This window comes from Mucilaginibacter sediminis, from assembly GCF_051903035.1.
In the GTDB taxonomy this organism is placed as follows: Bacteria; Bacteroidota; Bacteroidia; order Sphingobacteriales; family Sphingobacteriaceae; genus Mucilaginibacter.
On sequence record NZ_CP170602.1, the window covers coordinates 1581245 to 1602288 of the forward strand.

14 protein-coding genes and 1 pseudogene are annotated in these 21044 nt (G+C 43.6%); 7 read left to right on the plus strand and 8 right to left on the minus strand.

Annotated elements, in window-relative coordinates; genetic code table 11:
- Positions 1–107 precede the first annotated feature (107 nt).
- Positions 108–1064, minus strand: coding sequence for a thioredoxin-disulfide reductase (trxB, locus tag ACFGVS_RS06135; protein ID WP_274213722.1), 957 nt, complete (start codon positions 1062–1064; stop codon positions 108–110).
- A 429-nt stretch (positions 1065–1493) separates the two neighbouring features.
- On the opposite strand from trxB, the gene ACFGVS_RS06140 reads away from it, so the two are divergent.
- Complete coding sequence (locus ACFGVS_RS06140) at positions 1494–3053, plus strand: endonuclease NucS domain-containing protein (RefSeq protein ID WP_439697889.1); 1560 nt, start codon at positions 1494–1496, stop codon at positions 3051–3053.
- 5 nt (positions 3054–3058) lie between these two features.
- Here ACFGVS_RS06140 and ACFGVS_RS06145 read toward each other — a convergent pair whose 3' ends face one another.
- Positions 3059–4231, minus strand: a complete 1173-nt coding sequence (locus ACFGVS_RS06145; RefSeq protein WP_439697890.1) for a dipeptidase — start codon at positions 4229–4231, stop codon at positions 3059–3061.
- Positions 4232–4409: 178 nt separating this feature from the next.
- Here ACFGVS_RS06145 and ACFGVS_RS06150 point away from each other — a divergent pair, with 178 nt between their 5' ends.
- The 6 genes and pseudogenes from ACFGVS_RS06150 (at position 4410) to ACFGVS_RS06175 (ending at position 9114) form a co-directional block, all read left to right on the plus strand.
- Positions 4410–4979 (plus strand): OmpH family outer membrane protein, encoded by a 570-nt coding sequence (locus ACFGVS_RS06150; RefSeq protein ID WP_439697891.1) that lies wholly within the window; start codon positions 4410–4412, stop codon positions 4977–4979.
- A 425-nt stretch (positions 4980–5404) separates the two neighbouring features.
- On the plus strand, positions 5405–5650 hold the full coding sequence (locus ACFGVS_RS06155) for a DUF4372 domain-containing protein (protein WP_439697892.1): 246 nt from the start codon (positions 5405–5407) through the stop codon (positions 5648–5650).
- Entirely contained in the window at positions 5601–6566 is a 966-nt protein-coding gene (locus ACFGVS_RS06160; RefSeq protein ID WP_439699234.1) for an IS4 family transposase, read from the plus strand. The genes ACFGVS_RS06155 and ACFGVS_RS06160 overlap by 50 nt, the downstream gene beginning before the upstream one ends.
- 1043 nt (positions 6567–7609) lie before the next feature.
- A pseudogene (locus ACFGVS_RS06165) lies at positions 7610–7843 on the plus strand (transposase); the annotation flags it as partial.
- A 19-nt stretch (positions 7844–7862) separates the two neighbouring features.
- Positions 7863–8573 (plus strand): SDR family NAD(P)-dependent oxidoreductase, encoded by a 711-nt coding sequence (locus ACFGVS_RS06170; RefSeq protein ID WP_274213149.1) that lies wholly within the window; start codon positions 7863–7865, stop codon positions 8571–8573.
- Positions 8574–8775: 202 nt separating this feature from the next.
- Complete coding sequence (locus ACFGVS_RS06175; protein ID WP_274213148.1) at positions 8776–9114, plus strand: zinc ribbon domain-containing protein YjdM; 339 nt, start codon at positions 8776–8778, stop codon at positions 9112–9114.
- Between the two features lie 145 nt (positions 9115–9259).
- Here the strand turns inward: ACFGVS_RS06175 and ACFGVS_RS06180 are convergent, their stop codons facing one another.
- The 6 genes from ACFGVS_RS06180 to ACFGVS_RS06205 form a co-directional block, all read right to left on the minus strand.
- On the minus strand, positions 9260–11266 hold the full coding sequence (locus ACFGVS_RS06180) for a fibronectin type III domain-containing protein (protein WP_439697893.1): 2007 nt from the start codon (positions 11264–11266) through the stop codon (positions 9260–9262).
- Between the two features lie 10 nt (positions 11267–11276).
- A complete protein-coding gene (locus tag ACFGVS_RS06185; protein ID WP_439697894.1) occupies positions 11277–17735 on the minus strand; it encodes a hypothetical protein in 6459 nt (2152 codons plus the stop codon).
- Between the two features lie 4 nt (positions 17736–17739).
- Positions 17740–19434: a hypothetical protein gene (locus tag ACFGVS_RS06190; RefSeq protein ID WP_439697895.1), complete on the minus strand. Its 1695-nt coding sequence runs from the start codon at positions 19432–19434 to the stop codon at positions 17740–17742.
- Positions 19435–19753: 319 nt separating this feature from the next.
- Positions 19754–19909, minus strand: a complete 156-nt coding sequence (locus ACFGVS_RS06195) for a hypothetical protein (RefSeq protein WP_439697896.1) — start codon at positions 19907–19909, stop codon at positions 19754–19756.
- Positions 19910–19920: 11 nt separating this feature from the next.
- Positions 19921–20145, minus strand: a complete 225-nt coding sequence (locus ACFGVS_RS06200; RefSeq protein WP_090639927.1) for a hypothetical protein — start codon at positions 20143–20145, stop codon at positions 19921–19923.
- A gap of 44 nt (positions 20146–20189) precedes the next feature.
- Entirely contained in the window at positions 20190–20693 is a 504-nt protein-coding gene (locus tag ACFGVS_RS06205) for a hypothetical protein (protein ID WP_439697897.1), read from the minus strand.
- Between the last annotated feature and the right edge of the window lie 351 nt (positions 20694–21044).

Consider the following 21044-nt stretch of genomic DNA (forward strand, 5'->3'; position numbering starts at 1 on the left):
CTTCTTTTAACAAAAAGGGTTTCTAAAAATAGAAAAGGCCATCTGTTTACCAAATGACCTTTTCTATTTTTAGAAATCCTCTCCCTTCTGGGGAGGGTTGGGTGGGGCTATGCCGTTACCACATGCTCTTTACCGGCAAGGTAACGCTCGGCGTCAATGGCGGCCATACAACCGGTACCTGCGGCTGTTACAGCCTGGCGGTAAATATGATCCTGGGCATCGCCGCAACAAAATACGCCCTCTACGTTGGTTTCAGTTGATCCGGGGCGGGTAATGATATAGCCAGTCTCGTCCATATGTAACCAGCCTTTAAAAATATCGGTATTGGGATGATGACCTATCGCTACAAAAAAACCGGTAACGTCAAGGTCGGTTTCAATATTGGTAACATTGTTAATTACCTTAACCGCCGTTACGCTTTGGCCATCGCCAAGAATTTCTTTAGTTTCGGTATTATACAGGATTTCGATGTTTGGCGTATTTTTCACGCGATGCACCATTGCTTTTGAAGCACGGAATTCATCGCGGCGAACGATCATGTATACCTTGCGGCATAATTTGGCAAGGTAGGTAGCTTCTTCGGCAGCGGTATCGCCAGCGCCTACAATGGCCACATCCTGGCCTTTAAAAAAGAAACCATCGCATACAGCACAGGCCGAAACACCAAAGCCACTGTATTTTTGCTCAGATGGCAAGCCCAGCCATTTGGCCGATGCACCTGTTGAAACAATAACGGTATCGGCAAGAATGGTTTTTACTTCATCAACCACTACTTTATGCGGCAGGCTGGTAAAGTCAACCGAGCTTACATAGCCAAAACGGATATCGGTACCCAGGCGTTCAGCCTGTTTCCTGAAATCTTCCATCATTTCGGGGCCCATAATTCCTTCCGGATAACCAGGGAAGTTTTCTACGTCAGTTGTTTGTGTAAGTTGCCCGCCGGCCAGTAAACCAGTGTACATTACCGGTTTAAGATCGGCCCTTGAGGCATATATGGCAGCAGTATATCCTGCCGGGCCCGATCCTATGATCAGGCATTTTACGTGTTCTAATTCTTCAGACATTTGTTATAAATGAGGCACAAATTTATAAAAAAAGTCGGTTAGATGGGTCAGCAACAGGTAAACAATTACTGATCACTTTTTAATTAATAACAATCCATTTAATTAGGATAGTAACAAGAGAATATCTTTAAATAAGCTAAAAAGGAGGCACCTACGGAGCCAAACTTTTAGGATTAAACTGTTCTATAAACACGAGACTCCTCCGGAGTCAACTATCAAGCGTTTAAAACTCCGTAGGAGTTACGTGTTTATAGAAAAAATAGAAGCATTTTGGGGCTCCGTAGGTACCTCCTGTTTTAAAAGCTATTTGCCTGAGATTGTTGGCCAAATTGAACGCATGCTTAAATAATTTCCTAAATTTATATTTTCGAATGATGATAGTGAGCTACAGGATTCACAGTTAAGTCAAATATTTAACTAAGCAACAAAATGGAAGAGGAAAGTTTAATAAGAGATCAATTAGCCGATAAACTTTCTATAATTGAGCCCGGTCTATCACTAATCAAAATAGAATTTCATCTTCCAAACTCTAAAGGAAGTAAAGGATTCGTAGATATATTGGCGACTGATGTCTTTGGTAATTATGTGATAATTGAAATTAAACGAAGTAAGGCTACATCTCGGGAAACTATACAAGAAATAATTAAATATATTGGGCTATTAAAACTAAATTTTAAGGCCAAAGATAGCGAGGTGCGCGCTATAATTATATCTACCCAATGGGATGAACTATTTGTTCCATTTTGTGAATTTGTTTATGAAAGCACATTGCATGTAAAAGGCTTTTTACTTTCTTTAAACGCATCAAAAAAAATTGCTACTATTGACGAGGTTTTGCCAGAAATTATTTCCCAAGATAGAAGACAGCTAGCCCACACTTATAAGTTAGCCTTTTTCAACTTTAAAGAGGATAGAGATATTTACCTGCAAAAATTGGCAGCTATATCAGAAAATATTGGGTTGAAAGATTTTGTAATCACCTGCATTTCGATCGTCGGTTCTTCCCGAGTTATTCACCCTTTCGCCACTTGTTATTCATTCAATGAACTTACCAAAAAGCATTACCTGTCACTACCGTTAATCAAAAAAGAAATGGGTATGAAAGAAAGAGAATTTGATTCCGAAGTTGATTTTCTTTCCTATATAGAACAATGTGTACTTTGTGCAATTTGTCACGATAATAGAGACTATGATTCCATGGAGGTTGGTTCTCCTGAAACATTCCAATCTGTTTTGGAAGTGCAGGGCTGGAAAATTGACAGTGTTCATCGCTATGGAATCTTTAAAACAGATCCACGCCTCACAGATATTATGTTAATCAAAGAACTAAAAGGCTATAATGGTTCAAACAATCATCTATATTCAAACTTTGCTGAGTCTGCACACAAAGATCGCTTAAGTGAAATAATAAAAAAATCAGTCACCCCGTTTGATTGGAATAATGAGTGGCAAGAACAATTGAAAAGGCTTTTTAAATTCATTCAAAACAAAAGCAATTCTTTCAGGATAGTAGTTCATGTTTATTCACCAGAATCGATTGTTTACGGAATTTATAGCTTCTTAAAATTTCAAAGGACCGATTACTTACCAATGTACCTGATTTTTGTAGATTACACCGCATTAAATGAAGTACAAATATTTGAAGGAGGACTTTCCTGGAACGGTGAGAAAATCAACGAAAATGCTTATCGCTCATTCGTTAATAGCAATCGTAATATATTTATAAGTAAGCCCGTAGACATTTGCATGGGCCTATTTGATGAAGAAATTCTTAGACATTTTAATCTGGAATTTACGACAACGGTTACAACCAAAAAACAAAATCAAGAAGAAAACAGCAACAACATTTATTTGGATGTGGAGGGTAAATTAAAAATTAATAGAACATCTACTTATCTTCCGATGGTTAACTGGGTTGCCAGTCACCTCCATTTTTGTTGGGGAGTTATTCAGATGTATGAAGCAAATGTCGCCACTTTAAATAATTAACCTATTTATTTACCCGTATTAGCCTTTAAAACCCGCATCACGTTGCCGCCTAAAATTTTATCGATATCTTTTTCGGTGTAGTTTAGTTTTAGTAGTTCCTCGGTAATCTTTGGATAATCGCTCACGCTATTCAGGCCAAGCGGATAGGATTCGGCCCCGTCAAAATCCGAGCCGATACCTACATGGTCAACCCCAATAAGCTTCACAATGTAATCAATATGGTGGATGAGTAAACTCAGCGGCGGGCGAATTTTGTCCGATTCGGCTTTATACATCGCATTCAGCCTGATGTTGGCCAGGTCGCCATCATGGTAAATTTTGGTGAGCGAATCCAGCTCGGCTTTGTGCTGGCGTAAAAACACGGCCACTTTTGGCGAATAAGTACTATCTACAAATCCGCTGTAAAAATTAAGGCAGATCACTCCCCCGTTTTTGGCCAGGGCTTTCAGCTGATCGTCTTTCATATTGCGCCTGCTGGGGTCGATACTCCAGGCGCAGCTATGCGATGCAATAACGGGCTTGGTGGTGGTAGCCAGCACATCGTAAAAGGTACGTTCGCCCACGTGCGATACATCAACCATAACCCCCAATTGATTCAGGTGTTTAACAATCTGCTTACCATAGTCGGTGAGGCCTAAAAACTTCAGGCTGTCTTTTTTAGTCACCTCATCGCGGGCCGAAGTTGCCCACGAGGTGCTGTTGTTCCAGGTGAGGGTTAAATAATTCATGCCCCGTTTGGCCAGGCTGTCAATGTAGTCCATGCGGTCTTCAATCATGTGGCCGCCTTCAACCCCGATCAACGCGGCCAGCTTTTTTTGGCCTACTGCTTTTTTAAGTTCGGCGCTGTTGTGTACCAGCGTAATTTTATCCGGATAGCGTTTAATAAGTGCGTACAAAGAATCAATTTCGCGATTGGCAAAAGCAAAGGCGGTACCTTTACCATAATTTTCGCCACACCAGATAGAGAAAATCTGCGCATCCAGCCCTCCCTCTTTGGCGCGTACCAAATCAAAATTGCCCTCGGTTTGCCGTTTACCCAAATCAAACTTCGTAATCAGTTCGTTAGATAATACATCGTTATGGGTATCTATTAAAATTGCTTTCTGGTGAATTTTAGCGGCATCCTGCGCGCAAAGCTTTAAAGAAAAGAAAAGTAAAGGCAACAGCAGTTTTTTCATAGCGTCAAGATAAAAATTTCAGGGATATTATATGCTTTTTTATAGAAATGTAATGGAATTATGACCGACCCTTAAAACGTAAAAACAACAAATGATGAAAGATATATTTATTTTTTACGATACGGGCAGACCCTTTTATTTTTAAGCCGTAACTTCGCAGCTTTTAAATTAATAAATTATGAAGTCTCTTATCATCACCGCCTCTGTTATATTGAGCTCGCTTGCAGCAATTGCGCAAACTGCTCCTGCCGCCGTTACCAGCACTGCCAATACTATCGTTTTTGTTAATTCAGATTCGCTTATTAACAATTATGACTATTATAAAGCTGTAAAATTTAAATTGCAGGACCTTTCGCAAAAAGCCCAGGCCGAAATTACAGCAAAAGGCACTGCGTTTCAAAAGGAAGTAGCCGCTTACCAGAAAAGCGCGTCGTCACTTAACCTGGCACAGCGTACAACTACAGAAAAACGCCTGGCAACAAAACAGCAGACATTGCAGGCCCTTTCTCAAAACACGGCCAAGCAATTACAGGATGAAGAAGCAGAGCAAAATTCAAAGCTGTATGACCATATAGCGGCATACTTAAAAACTTATACTAAAACAAAAGGCTATAAAATTGTGCTTACCTACTCAAAATCAAACCCATCCTTGCTTTATGGTGACGAAAGCCTTGATGTGACCAAAGAGGTACTTACCGGCCTGAACGAGGAATATAAAAAGGAAGCAGCTCCTGCTCCGATGAAATAACTCCCCATGGCATATCCATGCTAGTGTCAGCCTGGGCGGTAAAATTTCGTTAAATTCTGAAAGGGGAATAACATTGTGAAAAGGACCGTCATGGTGAGTTTGTCGAACCATAGCGGGCAAAGGCCTCTACGCGCTACCCTTCGAAGGGATCAGGGTGACAGGTCTACCCGCTTCGAAAATAGAACAAGTCATGGGTAAGTACTCAGGATGAAAGTCTTTTTATTTTTGTATGTCATTCCTTCTTCAGAATCCGCAGATTAAGATTGACAATTATCCGTTAATTTGGCGAATATTGGTTTAATATATCATTAGTGTCCATTAAAAAATAAACATTGTTCTTTGAAGTCATTGATAGTCTATTAGTTAAAGGCTCATTTAGCGCGTGACGATTTGAATTGATTAGGTTAGTCGGTCAACCGGCAAAAATGAATCAAGGTAAATACGTTTTCTCACAATTATCAGAGTTTCTTCCCCAGCGTGTATTTGATGGGATTGTAAAGAAGTATGACGGCGATAAGTATGTAAGGCACTTTTCCTGTTGGAACCAGTTGCTCTGTATGCTGTTTGGTCAACTTACAAACCGAGATAGCTTACGTGATCTGATCATTACGTTGGAAGCCCATAGTAAAATCATATCATTTAGGTCTTGGAAAAAGCGTGACCCGAAGTAATCTTGCCAAAGCCAATGAAAACCGGAACAGCAAGATATTCGAGGAGTTTGCTTATCACGTGATCGGCATCGCCCGGAATAAACGCGCCAATGAAGATTTTGAGATAAAAGGCAAGATATATGCGTTTGATTCATCCACCATAGACCTGTGCCTAAGTGTATTTTGGTGGGCAAAGTTTCGTAAAGCCAAAGGGGGAATAAAAATTCATACCCTTTTTGACATTACAACACAGATTCCAGCCTTTATACACATTACTTCAGCTTCAGTAAATGACATGAATGCAATGGATCATATCACTTATGAAGAAGACGCCTACTATATTTTTGACCGTGGCTATGTGGACTTTTCCAGGCTGTATAACATTACACAAAGAAAAGCCTACTTTGTGATTCGTGCTAAATCGAGTTTAAAATATCGAAGAATATATTCTGGCAAGGTTGATAAATCCACCGGAGTGCTGTGCGATCAGACAGGAAGATTGACAGGCTTTTACACTGGCAAAGATTATCCTGAAAAGCTGCGAAGAGTAAAGTATTATGATAAAGAGAGCGAAAGGACTTTCGTTTTCCTGACCAATAATATGGAAATAACACCCGCTCAGGTTGCGCTTCTTTACAAAAATCGCTGGCAGATAGAACTTTTCTTTAAATGGATAAAGCAGCATTTGAAGATTAAATCCTTTTGGGGTACCTCTGAAAACGCGGTCCGTATTCAACTCTATTCAGCAATTATCGCCTACTGTCTTGTGGCAATAGTCGCCAAAGACCTGAAAACCGGTCGTTCAACCTACGAAATGTTACAAGTAATCAGCATATCGCTACTGGATAAAACTCCTGTAAATGACCTACTTAAAAAGATAGACTACAAAGATGTCAAAGAACTAAATTGTAACCAGCTGTCACTCAGCTTATTTTAAGTGGACAGTCATGGCTTAAAATATAGACTAAAAAGCACTCAAAAAGACTGAAAAAAAGACCACTCCGGCGACCAGAAAATGATGATTTCTGGAGGAAATTAATCATTTATTCACTTAAAAACTATTAAAAGATGAAAACATCGCAGTCATTTGGTGTGCATTTCACCATCAGAAAAGGAAGGGAAAAGGCCGGCAAAACGGCCGTTTACGCCAGTATTACCATTAACAAGGACAAGGTATGAAACGGTTAAGCTTTCTGCTCGTAATTATGCTGTGCAGCACCGCGATTTTTACCCAAAACCCTGTCGGCGATTATGCAATTAAACATCCTGAAGTTGAAATTAAATCGTTAGTGAATGTAAGATACCATTGGTGGTTACCAAATACCCATTAAATTTTGCATGCATATCAGTTATGTAGTTAACAAAGTATCCTGTTATTACAACGACTGAGTTGTGCTAAAACGGGTTAACGTCGTTTCCCAGGTTGAGAACGCGACATTCGACACTGATATTTGTTATACAATTCGCAATTAGTGATTTACTGAGCTCTATAATAAAACTCAGCTAAAGAAGCTTCTCGAGAAATTTGCTTCAAATCAAAGAGTATGAATTGGGGTTAACATCTGTTATTGTATCCCTCCGGGTTTTAGGGACTTTAATCGTTTTTTAAAAGACTATTTACTGATTTAAGGACGGCAGTCAATCTATTATTGATTGTCTCCGGCTATAGGAGCTTAAATCATAGAAATCGAACGGACGTTTCCATGAATAAAAAAGAATTATTTTTTCCCTTTTTCGTATATTTGAAAATAACATTTGCAGCTATTTACTTATAAATAAAAAAGTGGTGAGTAATTCGGTGAGTACGAAATTGAAAACCATTCAAGACATCAAATAAGAGCAGAAAATTAGGGTTAAAACAAATCCCTATCTCTCCGCAAGATTTGATATCAAATTATTTAAAATCCTGAAAATCATATGATTGCAGGATTTCGTTTTCTATAAATACTCAAAATATCCACCGGAGTTGGGGGATCGCAGGATCAGTTAGAAGAAAGGTGGGGTAAGAAATATGAAAAGGTATTGGAATCATGGCGTAATAACTGGTCAAAGCTGACCACATATTTTAAGTATGACACCACTATTCGTAAACTGATTTACACCCCCAATATCATCGAAGGGTTTCGCCGGCAGGTCAGAAAAGTAACCAAAACCAAGGGTGGTTTCATTTCTGATATGGCTCTGTTAAAACTGATCTATGTGGCACATAACAATAGCTTTGTTGTCAAATACAATGGCAAAGATATTTATCACAGGTTCCGCGGATGGTTTGGGCCAGCTGGCGGCCAGGGAATTAGTAAAACAGGGACATGAGGTGGTGCTGCATGCCCGTAATGAAAAAAGAGGGCAAGAGGCGCTGGAAAACTTGCCCGGCGCTATTGATATACTTATAGCAGACTTAGCAGATATGGAGGCCATCAAGACATTGGCCGAAAACGCTAATGCATTGGGAACTTTTGATACAGTCATTCATAACGCAGGCGTTTACCAAACCAGTGCACAACAATTGTTACATGTAAATACGCTGGCACCGTATATATTAACTGCTTTGATGCACAAGCCTGAACGGCTGATTTATTTAAGTTCAGGAATGCATTTATCAGGTCACCCGGAATGGACAGCTAAGCCTTCCTATGCCGATACCAAACTGCATGTGCTCATGTTAGCCAAAGCGTTGGCCAGAAAGTGGCCGGGGTTGAAGGCCAATGCCGTCGATCCGGGCTGGGTACCCACCAGGATGGGCGGTGCAGGTGCACCTGATGACCTGGAACAAGGCTATCAAACGCAGGTTTGGCTGGCTGCAAGCAATGAACCAGGCGCACTGGTCAGCGGGCAATACTTTCACCACCAAAAACAGGCACCTTATAACCGTTCGGCGGATGATGCCGGCAGGCAGGATGAACTGCTGGTCAATTGTGCCCGGTTGACAGGTATTTCCCTTTAACCGGCCTATCACCTATCCGCCCGGGGCAACGTATTTCAAAATAGCCGACAGCGCATGCACATTTACACTTCACTCAAAAGCGTTAGGTATGGTCGGGAGCAGCGTATCCGCCTCCCGGATGGTTTCGTCCTTTGCCAGTTCATCAATAGTAAATATTTGGCTGTTAATCGTTACCTTTGCACATTCAATATATTGAATAGCTATGACTGAACTTGCACCTTGTCCGATCTGCCAATCCCCTTATACTTATGAACAAGAGAGCTTACTCGTTTGTCCGGAATGCGGGCATGAGTGGAGTTCTTCGGGAGAGCCCGCGGTTGAGGAATCCTTTGTAGTAAGAGACAGTAACGGTAATACGCTGCAGGATGGCGATACGGTGGTGACAATTAAAAACCTCCCTGTAAAAGGTACCTCCCAAACTATCAAAGCCGGCACGAAGGTCAAAAACATTCGTTTGGTAGACAGCGATCACAATATCGACTGTAAGATCGAGGGTTTCGGCGCGATGGCGCTAAAATCAGAATTCGTTAAAAAGGCCTGATCACTGCCCCCGTTTTTCTACATTGCACAGGCTGCCCTTAAAAGCACTGTTTTTTTACCACGCCCGCGCCATTAGCATAAACGCGTGTACGACACACATCGGCTCAAAACTTGTACTACAATGCATCAAACGTTCCAGTTATATCTCACTTTTGTCGCCTGACAGCTTTTTCCTGCCCGGCTTTACTTTCTGTTTGATCCAGCAGGGCCGTCAGTTTGTACACATATAATACCCCGGGCACTGCCGTTTTATCAAGGTAAGTGCTGGCATTTTCAACCATAGCTACTTTGCTGAATGTTTTGGATGAGGCCGGCCTGCGGTAAATAACATAATGGTTACCACGGTCGTTCCCCGGCCAGCTGAGCCCGACGCCTTCTGGTTTATTGGTCAGATACAGATCTGATGGCGGGGCAATAAAATCATCGGTCGGTATCATCAATTCCGTAAGCGGTGATAGCAGGCTTTGATTGGCAAAAGCATCAACTGAGCTAATACCATATTCGTAAGTTTTGCCCGGTGTAACAAGCGTATCCCTTAAGAATGGCAGGCGCTCTACTTTTGATATCACCTTAAAAAGAGGTTCGCCTTTCTCCCGCCTGAAAACAATATATCCAATCACGTTATCATAAACAGCGACGGTATTTTCCCACTGAAGATTAACAGCCCTGTCGGCCCAGCGGCTTTGCACGCCAGCCGGCGATGCCACATACTGGGCCTTAAGTGGACGGATACCTACGGGTGCGGATAGGTCGCTCATATTTTGTGCCAGGTTCATTACTTGCACCGCGTATATATATTGCGTTGCACCATTGAGATATTTCATCGAGTCGCGATAAACCGTATCACGGATAGGCGGCGAAATGACCCGCATATCCTTTGCAGAGGTGCCGCGAAGTACATAGTACGCAAAAAGATCGAGTTCGGGGTTTTTATCCCAGCTCAGTACAATAAATCGGGTGCTATCCTGTTTGGCGGTCAGTCCGCCCGGTTTTGATGGACGTTCCTTTTTTACCTGCATTGAGCCATTTGCAGTAGCGGTAGGCAGCATCTTAAAACCCGGATAAGGTACCAGTAAAGGCCGTACCTGGTAATAATATACCATGTTGGGCAGCACTTTCCGGTCGAGGTAGTTAACGGCGTTAGGTGAAAGCGTATCTGCAACCACAAAATCCTTTTGAGCCGATCGGGATTTAAGAATCTGGATACCAGAGTAAACAGCCTGCCTCGGTAACGCGTTCCAACTCAAATAAAGCGCGTTGGTGGTATCTTTTACCTTGAAACCGCTAATAGCAGCAATACTTTTAAATGATTTGGTGAGATGACTGGTTGGATCAGAACCCGCCCCCCTGTTGCCGGCCATATCATAAGGTTGCATATAATAGGTAAGCAATTCGCCGGGGTTTACCTTTTCAGTAAAATAAACATGCAAACTATCGTCGCGGTTATAAACTATCAAACGTTCGGCAACCACGGTGAAGCGTTTTGAGGTTGACGATTTTTTATACACCGAGGCAAAAACGGCAGGGTTTAACGCCGGAACGGGGATGGACCATGTAAGCTGAATCACGCTATCGGCAACCAAAGCCCTGTTCAATTTAAACTTGGGGAACGGCACCCGTTTTACCGCCGAAACAACTTCGGTATAAATCACCTCTGCTTTCCCGCCGGCGTCAACAGCCGAAACCCGGTACACCGTAACCGGCGAATTACCCTTCACGTCGGTATCTGTCCACATCATCCCAATGCTTTCCAAAAACTCCCTGGAAAGAAAAAAATAACCTATTTTTTGCACATCACCGCTTTGCAGGATAGCCCAGGCTTCGGCATCGTCCTTCGCTTTCACCTGCATCTTAAACTCATCAGCCAACGATGATCCCGCGCGTTTTTTAAATTCGGAATAGGAAACGGGAAAAGTTACCGTAGCCTGTTTTTTAAAGTTCCCTGTTCCGCTTTGATCTTTACTGACCTCATAGCTTTTATATTTTTTGAAAATATTAAGCGATTTAGAGCCAGCATCGGGCGCGTTCACCATTACAGTTACTTGCTTATCTGATGGTAGCAGGTGGCCGCCCACTACCCCGGTTTGTATTTGCTGGGCACTTAAGCCCATGGCCGCAATTAGTAATGCTATTATTAAATTAAATCTTTTCATCAGTTTAAAATTAAGGGCATACCGAACGGTCGCCGCCTACGTGAATACCAAAATTGAGTCCTTTGCGTTGCGAGTAACCGAGGTCGACATTGGCGGTAGCGCAAACTTTGGCACCGGCGGGTGGCAGGTCCCAGCAGGTATCTATCGAATTACAGCCGGGGCTGCAATTGCCTATACTAAAGTCGGCCCTGCCACCTGCAGATCCTGAAATAAACCAGCCATCCGTATCATTACGGCCACCGCGGATATCATAACAAGCCTGGAAACCGGCGCTTACGCATAAACCAATGGCACATGCTTTGGCACCGCCCCCATATTTGCCTGATAAGCCAAGCAGGTAGCTATTTTCGGCAAAATTGAGCAACAGGGTTGATTTCGATTCCGTATAAAACCAAACGCTGGCGCTGGCTACATAAACATCAAAACCAATAGCCTTATTTTCGGGAATTCCGAGCGAAGCTGTACTGTTGAGGTAGATGCCCGAAAACTCGGTATTGATATACTCCGGCGCTGCATTGGCAAAATAATACGAGAGCCTGTCGGTACGGGTACGCGGATTTTTGAGGCCTATCGCCATGGCATAATCTGCCCGGGCATTGATGAGGCCTAACAGCGAAAGATCCATGCCGCATCCCAGGAACACATACTTGTCGGTACTTTTACCGCTTAACACCAAATCGCCCTGGATATGAGCTTTCAGCAATCCTTTTATCGGCTCAATATCTGAGGTGACGGCTACCGTAAAATATTGGTTAGGTATATCCAGCACCAGATCGGCATGGGCCAGGTTCAGGTAATCTGCAACCTGCAGGGTAGCGTACCCTTTAATAACCGGCCCGCTCTCAACAGATACGCCGATAGGGGCGAGTTTAACCAGCGTGCCGGTTCCTGAAAACGATACATCTCCGTTTATATCTATCTTAAATTTCTTCTCCGCGCTATTGTAATTGAAACCGCCGCCTACACGCTCAATAGTAATAACCCCAACAGGTATTACGGTGCCCATACTAAAGGCTGCCCCTACATCAATACCCCCGGTTACTTTATAGTAATGAAAATCAATCGAGGCATTTATAGGCGTGCCCGGTATTGATAATGATCCCGCGCCGTCAAAACCATTATCCTTGATACCCACCTGGATCTCTGATTTCATTACCGGGATATCGATTGTGGCACCAAGCTTACTTACCGAAGCCTCTACCCCACCGCCTGCTTTAGCTTTGAAGCGGATATCTCCTGCCGTGAATTTAACCATTGGCACATCTACCGTAAACTCACCCTGCACGCCAATAAAAGGAATTTGGTCGGTAGTGTTGAACTGGATGCTTTGCACCTTGAATTGGGCAAAGGCGAAATCGGCCGAGAAATCTGTCGGCGCATCTATCATAAACCGTCCGTCGGTTTGTATTTCAAAAACCGGAAGGTTGATCTCTTTAGTGATAAACGTATCAAACTTAATCTTGCCCGATCCGGCCAGTTTATAGGCTGATGAGCCCGGAGCCTTACCAAAGCTAAGTGGTGTACTACCCGGCATCAGTTTTACCACATTCAGCAGGTTTAAACCCTCATCGGGGATTTTGAAGCTGCCGCCGTAAAAAATATCCTTACCAACCCGCAGGTCTGAAAAGCTCACTGTAGATGGTACGGACTTTGGAATTTGCACGGTAATGCTGCCGCCAAAATTAAAGCCGTCTTCAGTAAACACCAGCGAGGCCAGCGAAGCTTCCCAGCTACCGATAGATAGTTTGGGCAGATCGGTAGCTACTATTTTTAATTTGCTGATCTGCAATTGCGGGTTCAGCACAAAATCTTCAATTTTTAAGTTGATAGTTTTTATAACGCCCAGGTCGGGTGTACTTACCGACCCTTGCAGGTGAATGCCTTGCTGATCAACATAACTCTCGGCAAAAGCTATTTTCGCTTTAAAGCCGTATACCTCGGCTTCCCAATCCGTAATGCCGGCATCTGGTCCCGTAAACTTCAGTTTGGTTAATGCAGATGGTATCCCGCCCGAGCTAAAAACAGGTACCTCGGGCGATGAGGTGTTATCTGGTATTAACTGCGGTATGTAACTTTTGGCCAACAGGTAACCCCGGCTGTTTGTTACATCGGTCATATCTAACTGCAGCTTGCCCTTTATCTCTCCTTTACCACCTGTTGTACCGGTAACAACCAGAGTTTCTCCATCAGGCTTAAGTATTAGCGGTAAAAAGTTAAATACCTTGAGCGAGAGTTGCGTCTCATCGGTTTGTACCTTATTTCCCTCTGGTATCGGGTTGTTTGATGCATCAAACGTAACCCGTACATTGGTAAACTTCAGCGAAATTTTATCATGGCTGCTCAACGCCGGAAAAAGCGGAGTAAGATCATTGAAGGCACCACTCACCCGGTAGGCATTGGCTCCATCGGGTATCATTTGATCAAGTGCCACCGGGAAGCCCAATAAACTGCTGATGTTTTTACCGCCGCCGTCGCCAAGCGTAAAATCAACGGTCAATGGCGAAACGCCAACTATCACATTTTTGGCTAATGATATAAAACCAGATTTTGATGCTTTAAGACTGATACTTCCGGGGAGAAGATTGGTATCTGTGGGAGGCAGGCTGATCTGGTAACGGCCGTCGGCCCCGGTAAGGGTGTTAAGGTATGGCTGGCCTTCAACTTCAATAACAGCGCCGCTTATGTTGTGCCCAGCCGCGGTAACAACCCCGCTAACCATTGTACCTTTTACAAGCTTAATAACCTGGGTAACTTCGGTACCATCCTCAATCACGTTTACCGTCTGCTCAACAGCCACAAGACCCGATCCACCTGGCGGCATTACGCTTACTTTGGCGTGGCCACCAAAACCCTCGTAAAACCATTCGCCATTTTTTGCTACGTGCGATGTATCAAACAGGGCAATGGTAGCATTATTTACCGGCACGCCATTCGGGTCTGAAATTTTAAACCTGATCCTCCCCGTACGACGTACCAGGTTACCGCAATCACCCATATCAATAGTGCGCACGGCCGATTGAACCAGCGGGTTATTGTGAAGATTTTTTGAATAGAGGTCGGCAAATTGGATAGCCGAAGCCCTCATTTGAACATTGTTGATAATGTTCCTGTCGGTAACAGGACTGTTAATTATCGGGTTATTGGCAAATATACTTCCGGCAGCACCGGGTGTATTATTAAGTACCAGCGCATTTGTTACCTGTTTTACATCGCCTATTGCCGGTGATGTGGCGCTTGCTATTGTTGGCCCTGCAAAACCAAACATGCTTGTTTTATAAACAAATCCCCGGTTAATTGACGCCTGGATACTATGGGTGGTAAAAATATTGGCATTAAGCTGGTTAAGCTTTGCTATGTTATCGCCGGGGTTAAATATCGGGTTGATAATTCTTCCTGGATTAAAAACAGCTCCGGGGCTCTGTAAAACAATTCCAGTGCCATTGCCCGGCGCGGGGTTAGTATTTGCTTTTGGAGGTGCGGGGATCACGACATCTATGGTTTGTGAAATGTATCCCTCCTTCTCTATCATCAGCTTATGGTTACCCTGGTAATAGCTTGTCTGGAAAAGCCCATCCTCGCCCGAATTGAAATAAACCGTTGAGTTAACAAAATGCAGGCGGGCATTTGGAATGGCTTGTTTGGTAGATGAAACAGCCCTGCCCACTACACTTACAATATCTGGTTTGATGCTGAATATTACTTCTCTGTTTGACCCTTTGGCCAACGCCTGGAAAGTTTGCACTGTATCGGGCGTTACTTCCAGGTCCTGGAATTCGCTGCTTACTTTAATGAGTTTTACCTTAAAGTTTGCGCCATCTTTTAGCTGGGGTAAATTTGAAATGGTAAACCGGCCAAGTGAATCGGTCTTTGCGCTATACGGGCCGTAATCAGCCGATAAAACCTTCACAAGGTTTAGTTCATCTACCTGGCTTAAAACGCTCTGCGCTACCAGATTTAACTTATTCACACCGCCTGCAACGGTACTTGAAATAGGTGTGGGTGCGAGAGGAGCCGTTACAACAGCAGGCACCGGGCGGATAGTTGCAGGGCCGTTAAGCCGTCCGCCGCTAATTGACAGCGAGTTTAGTATTAATGGCCGCGCAATCAGCCCGCTTGCAATAGGCACCTGGTTATTATTGCCGCCTGTAAGGAGAGCTATTTTCGAGATTCCTGTATTTACATAACCAATCATAGGACCCGTGATTGATGGAGGGCCAGGATTCAATAAATCGCTCTTATTATATTCAACCTTAACTATGGCACCCGTAACAGGCACAAAACCTGTGGGGAGCGACATCCTTACCTCGCCAAATACATAAGCCGGGGTAGCTGTTAACCGGTAATCGGCCTTAACATTAAGTACCAGGTTAGATGCGAGGTAGAGGTTATGCGCTTCCAGATCGGTGGTTTTACCATTAAAACGCTGGTTATGGCTTTCAATAACCACTAAAAAACGTCCGCCATAAAATAGCTTGCCATACTTCAGTGTTCCGCCACCAGTGCCCATTTTTACACTATCAACCGAAACCTCAACCACACTACGGCCGTTTATAGTTACGGCATGTTTAGATTCAAAAGGAATATTCCCTTCCTGGTATAGGTAAGGCTCATTTTCAAAATCAATCTTATTACGGTAAATATGTACAACCGCTATCTTATCTTCCTGGCTGGCATCGGCAACATCGTCTAAAGTGAGTTTGGGCGTGTAGCGCAACGTGCGGGCCAGTAAAAGGATCTGTCCTATATCACGCATCCCCGTTGAATCAAGCTTACTTATGGGAATTTCGACAGTTTTCTGCTCAAAATTTTCAGACGTTATACTAATGATCAGTTTTGTGTATTTGGCTAAACCCATATAGGAAGGATGGGTAAAATCAATTGCGAAATTACCCCCGCCATCAGTTTTGCTGGTGGCTATCAATTCCTCTACCGGTGGCTGATCTAAGTTGTAGTGAAAACCGAAACTAAAATCGAACATGGAGTTTACAAAACTACTTGCCGGGAACGAATACATGCCCAGGTACGAAAAATCGCTTGTGTAATTAGTGGATTGTGTGACCGCTGTCGTGGTCGAAAAACCGTTTGTTGTCTTCCAGTTTGGATCAACAAGACCTTTAATGACGATATCCGTATTAGGCAGCGCGTAACGTTCTGTGGCGCTGTCAACAGCTATCGCGTCTTCGTTGTAAGAGAGGTTGGTACCTCCCGTTGTAGTCATAACAGCGCCCGCACTCAACCCGGCAGTGGTTTGTACCGGCACATAAGGTATCAGGGTCGGATCTACCTGCGCAGCCGCGGCTATCCTGGAATCATTTAAAATATTAGGCGCGTTGAACACCGGGATTCTTAAACCAGATATTGACCTTGAAGTGAGGCCTGCTATAGGTGCGCCGGTTAATACTATTGGCTGCGCCGTGGCCTTTACTATAGTGTTGTTTGGAACCGGAATAGTAGCCGACACACCACTGACGGGTGCCGACCCGAAATATTGAGGCTCTGTTTTTTTAAACGTCCATAACAGCTTGCCTTTGATGGTGTTGGTAGCGTATTGTACCGATTGAGCTTTCTGTTTGGCTTCCTCTTTTGCTTTTAAGGTATCTATCTTTACTATCGGTGGCCCGCCGTAAATGAAAGACCTGACCTCGCTACGGCCTTTATTACGAAAAGGGGTATTATTAAAGGGGTCAAACGCTTCTACCAGCATTGCGTAACGGCGGCCGGGCGTAAGCTGCGGATCGGCAGCATTATAAATGTAAGAATTGCCTGTAACTTCCTTTTCAAAAAAGTAGGGCTGCGTGGCCGACATCAGCGCATTGCTCGGATTCCGATCACCGATGACTTCTACCATCCTGAGTTTGTACCGCACCGACGACATGATTTGAGGCGACGTACCCGGCGGCGTACTCCATTGCATCAATACGATTTGCCCTGCGGCATCTGATAACTGCGCATCTTCCATCGGTGTGATGATGGTTGGCGGCTCCAGGCTGCTGATGATAAATGTGTTGCTGCAGCCTACCGGCTCATCGGGACTTATCGGGGCATTGGTATCGTAGTCAAAAGCCTGTACGCAAAAACGGTAACTCCCCTCGGGTAGTCCATTTTTGTTGATGAAATCGCTTCTGGTAATGCCGGAGTATTTAACCTGGGTGTAATCAAAAAACTTGCTGATATCGTTTCCGTTAAAGCTGCGGGTTTGTCCCGGATCAAGCTCAATGGCGGCGGGGCTTTTATAGTTGGGCTTTACGGCAAGTATCACGCCATTATCCCCTGTAACGGTGCCCCTGAGCTGGATGCGCTGTCTTTTAGATGATACGTTTGTAACCGCAATTACCATTAACTGCGGCTGCGACGAATAATCGGTGATCTTACGCGGATATGGCGGCAAAATCTGTATCGATACGCTGACCTGTGCTTTTAAAGGTTGCCAGGCAACACAAATAAGTAAAAATAATAGTAGTTTTTTCATGTTTTTAAAAGCTTAGTAGATAGCTTAATTCCCCGCGTGTTTCTGTAAAATTTGGTTGCAGCTGCGGCGCTGAAGTTTTTGCCTTATTATTGGTTAGGAAAAAATTAAACGATATCAGCTGCTTATTGGTAACCCGGTATCCCAGGCTGCCGGTACCATTGATGATAAATGTATCCTCGCCGCCAAGCGCTTTGCTGCTGGTAAAAGTGCTGCTTAAACCAGTTTGCAGTTTCTGAAAAAAAACCTTGTTAGCCCCTGCAGTTACCGACCGAAAACTGTTGCTCATGCCCTGCCCGCTTAATTTGGTGTCGGAAATATTGACATAGGCACTCAGCATTCTTTTGGTGAAGTTGATGTTATAGCTTAGCATGTATTGATTTGTTTTTATGCTGCGCGATACGGCATCGGTACTGTAAAAAGTGTTATAATCATTTAAACTGTTACGGGTAAACGAGCCGGAGATCATGTGTATCAAATCGGTACTGATGATCATGTACCGGGGCATGACGGTAATGGTTTGGGTGGTTTGTACAATCTTAAGCGAATCGGCAAATAAAATGGTTTGGGCCTTTTGATTATCGGAGAAATTGGTATAAACCGCATCTATTGACAATGATTTGGTAATATCAATACCTGCGTTAAACGCTCCGATAACACGGTGGTTGGTTGCCCGTTTCTGATCTTTTATATTGTCGTGCTGAAACCCCAGGCTACCGTTAAACCTTATTTTGCCTTTGGCAAGATTTGCCGATGGGCTCACCGTCCAGTTTTCATAATCCGAACTAAAATAGTAGGCCCCCATGGTTTGAAAATCGGGGTCAATGCGTTTGTATTTCAGTTTGAGGCCGTAGTTCCGGCTTTTATAACCCAACCCGGCCGAAAAGGCGGTATAATATTCGGATGTACCATTTAACCCCAAAGTGGTACGGAGTTTATTCAATAAGGTAGTGCCGCCATTATCAAGCGAAATTGGTGAATTAACGTCATTGGTATACACGCTTAAAGCGCCATCGCTTTCAAACATGAAGTACTTTAAGAAGCTGAACCGCGAAGTATAACCCATCACATCATTTCTGGCCGGGCTTATATAATTTTGCTGAGGGGTAATACCTTTTGGTTTAATGGTATCATCTTTAGCGCTCAGGTAACTCAATTCAAAAAAGTTACGGTCGGTTCCGTAACCAAGTTTAGCGGCGTATCCCTTTCTTGAAAAGGAAAACGGCACTAAAGCCTGTGTTGTGGTATCAATGGTAGTTGCCCGGTTAAGCCGACCATACATAAAACCAACCCGCAACTTGCCCGGGTTTAGTTCAAAACCTGCCCCAAGCATGGTATGGCCGCCTAACGTATAAGGCGAAAAAGAAATATCCCTATATCCAACGTGTACAGTAACCCATTTATAAGTAGGACTAATTCCGAACTGGTTAAACGGCTGTCTGAATGATTTGTCGGATTGGCTGAAGCTGAAAGACAGCGGTACATCCAGGCCATACAAACTAATTGTTGGGTTGCCCGAAAAATAGTATGTAAAAGGGGCGCGGCGATCCGGGATACCTGTTGCATTATAAAAAATACCCTGTGCCTGGATATTACCCGACAGCGTTACCGGCTTTTGACGAGAGATATTTTCAAGGTCCTGGGCATGAAGCCGGTAATGCCCGCAATAAACGAGAACTAAGAGTAATAGGCATTTTTTCATTGCAGGTTGATTGATGAACACCATTGAGGTGATGGGTTTAGTCCATGGTCAGCCGATAAGTTTATCGGTATGCTGACTTTGTAAATAAGTTATCTTAATGGCCAAATGACAGGCCTGGAATAAGGGTGAAATTTTGATTGTTTACAGGTTTCATAGGTATTGGGTTTGATGTGATTTAAGGTTATTTGCCGATAGGTTACCGATAAAGCAAATTTCCGTTACAAAAAAACGTTTGCCGGTTAACAAAAACTTTCGCGGTTGTTGCAGATACATTATAGTTTGTTACATTTTTTATTCCAGTGGGCAATAATTACAGCAATCAGAGGATAAAAAGAATAGCAGGCACAGCCGCCACGCTGGCGGCTGCGCCAAAATATTCGGTCCAGTGGGGCCGCGTTAGCGACAGTAAAACAGCAGCAACAACGGCGGTAATAATTCCGGGTACGTTTATCCCCCAATATTTTTTATCGGGCATGGCGGTAGTTATTAAGGTTTACGGGGTGGACTTATTGAATTGCTACCTTCCCGGTAATTTTTACCGGCAAGTTTTTTCCTTCTGTCGTTCACAAGGCTTACTGTGGCATATATAAATACGGCCAACATTGCCAGTATCTCCAGAACGTCTTTTTTGACAATTCCGTCCACCACGCAAATGGGGCCCAGCACGACCAGGCAAATAAGAGTTGGTTTTCTCGGCAATAGAACAGCCATGATAAATAACTTAAAAGGTTACCAAATTTGAAGGGTATAATAACTTACTGTACAACCAGGTCTGTTTCGGCGTTCAACTCATTGCCGGCTTTAACCTTGTCCCAAATGTGAACTTTAACGTGGTAGGTTTCGCCGGCAACCATTGGTTTGGCAATGGTGATATCTCCGCGAAGTTCGGAAGCTTCCGCCGGCAGATGGCCTTGGTCGCCGGCAAAAAGGTCGTCGGCTTTAAGTATCGGGGTCCCCTTTTTATTAGTCACCAGAAGCATCATTCCCGGGAAGACCTTTCCATCCTGAAGCCCATAATTGTCTATCCCTAATGCTGCGATGGCGATGCGGGTATTGATTTGTACCTTATTATCGGTCATCCGCTTATTGGCCGGGTCTATCAATAATACATCCCGCACCCTAAAGCCATTGTAGCTGAAGGACAGGCCGGTAAGGAAATCTTTTTTAGTGCCTTTACTAAAGTTACACGCGGTAAGTATTAAAACGCCTGATATGAGTGGAGCAAGCAATATCATCCAGGCGAGTTTAGGAATTTTCATAAGTAGATAGGTTAAAGATTATTTGTGATTTAAACATGTATCCCCCATTACCACCAGGGATGGTAACGACGGTATAAACGTTAGCAAATAAACGTATCCGTTCAGAAAATCACTTTCGTGCATGTTGCAAATCCTTTCGGTTTTGTTACATTTTATAGCGACAGGCGACGAGATGTCTAAAGCTCCAGGCTGTTTTAAAGATTATTGGTTTCTTCTAATCTACTTCTTACAAACACAGCATGTTAAACCATCTTTAGCACAACGCTTACCGGCTATACAATTCAAAAAAAAGTTATAAGGATTGCTATTGCTGTACAAAATACCAGAAGCATGCTTTAGGTATTGACTGTG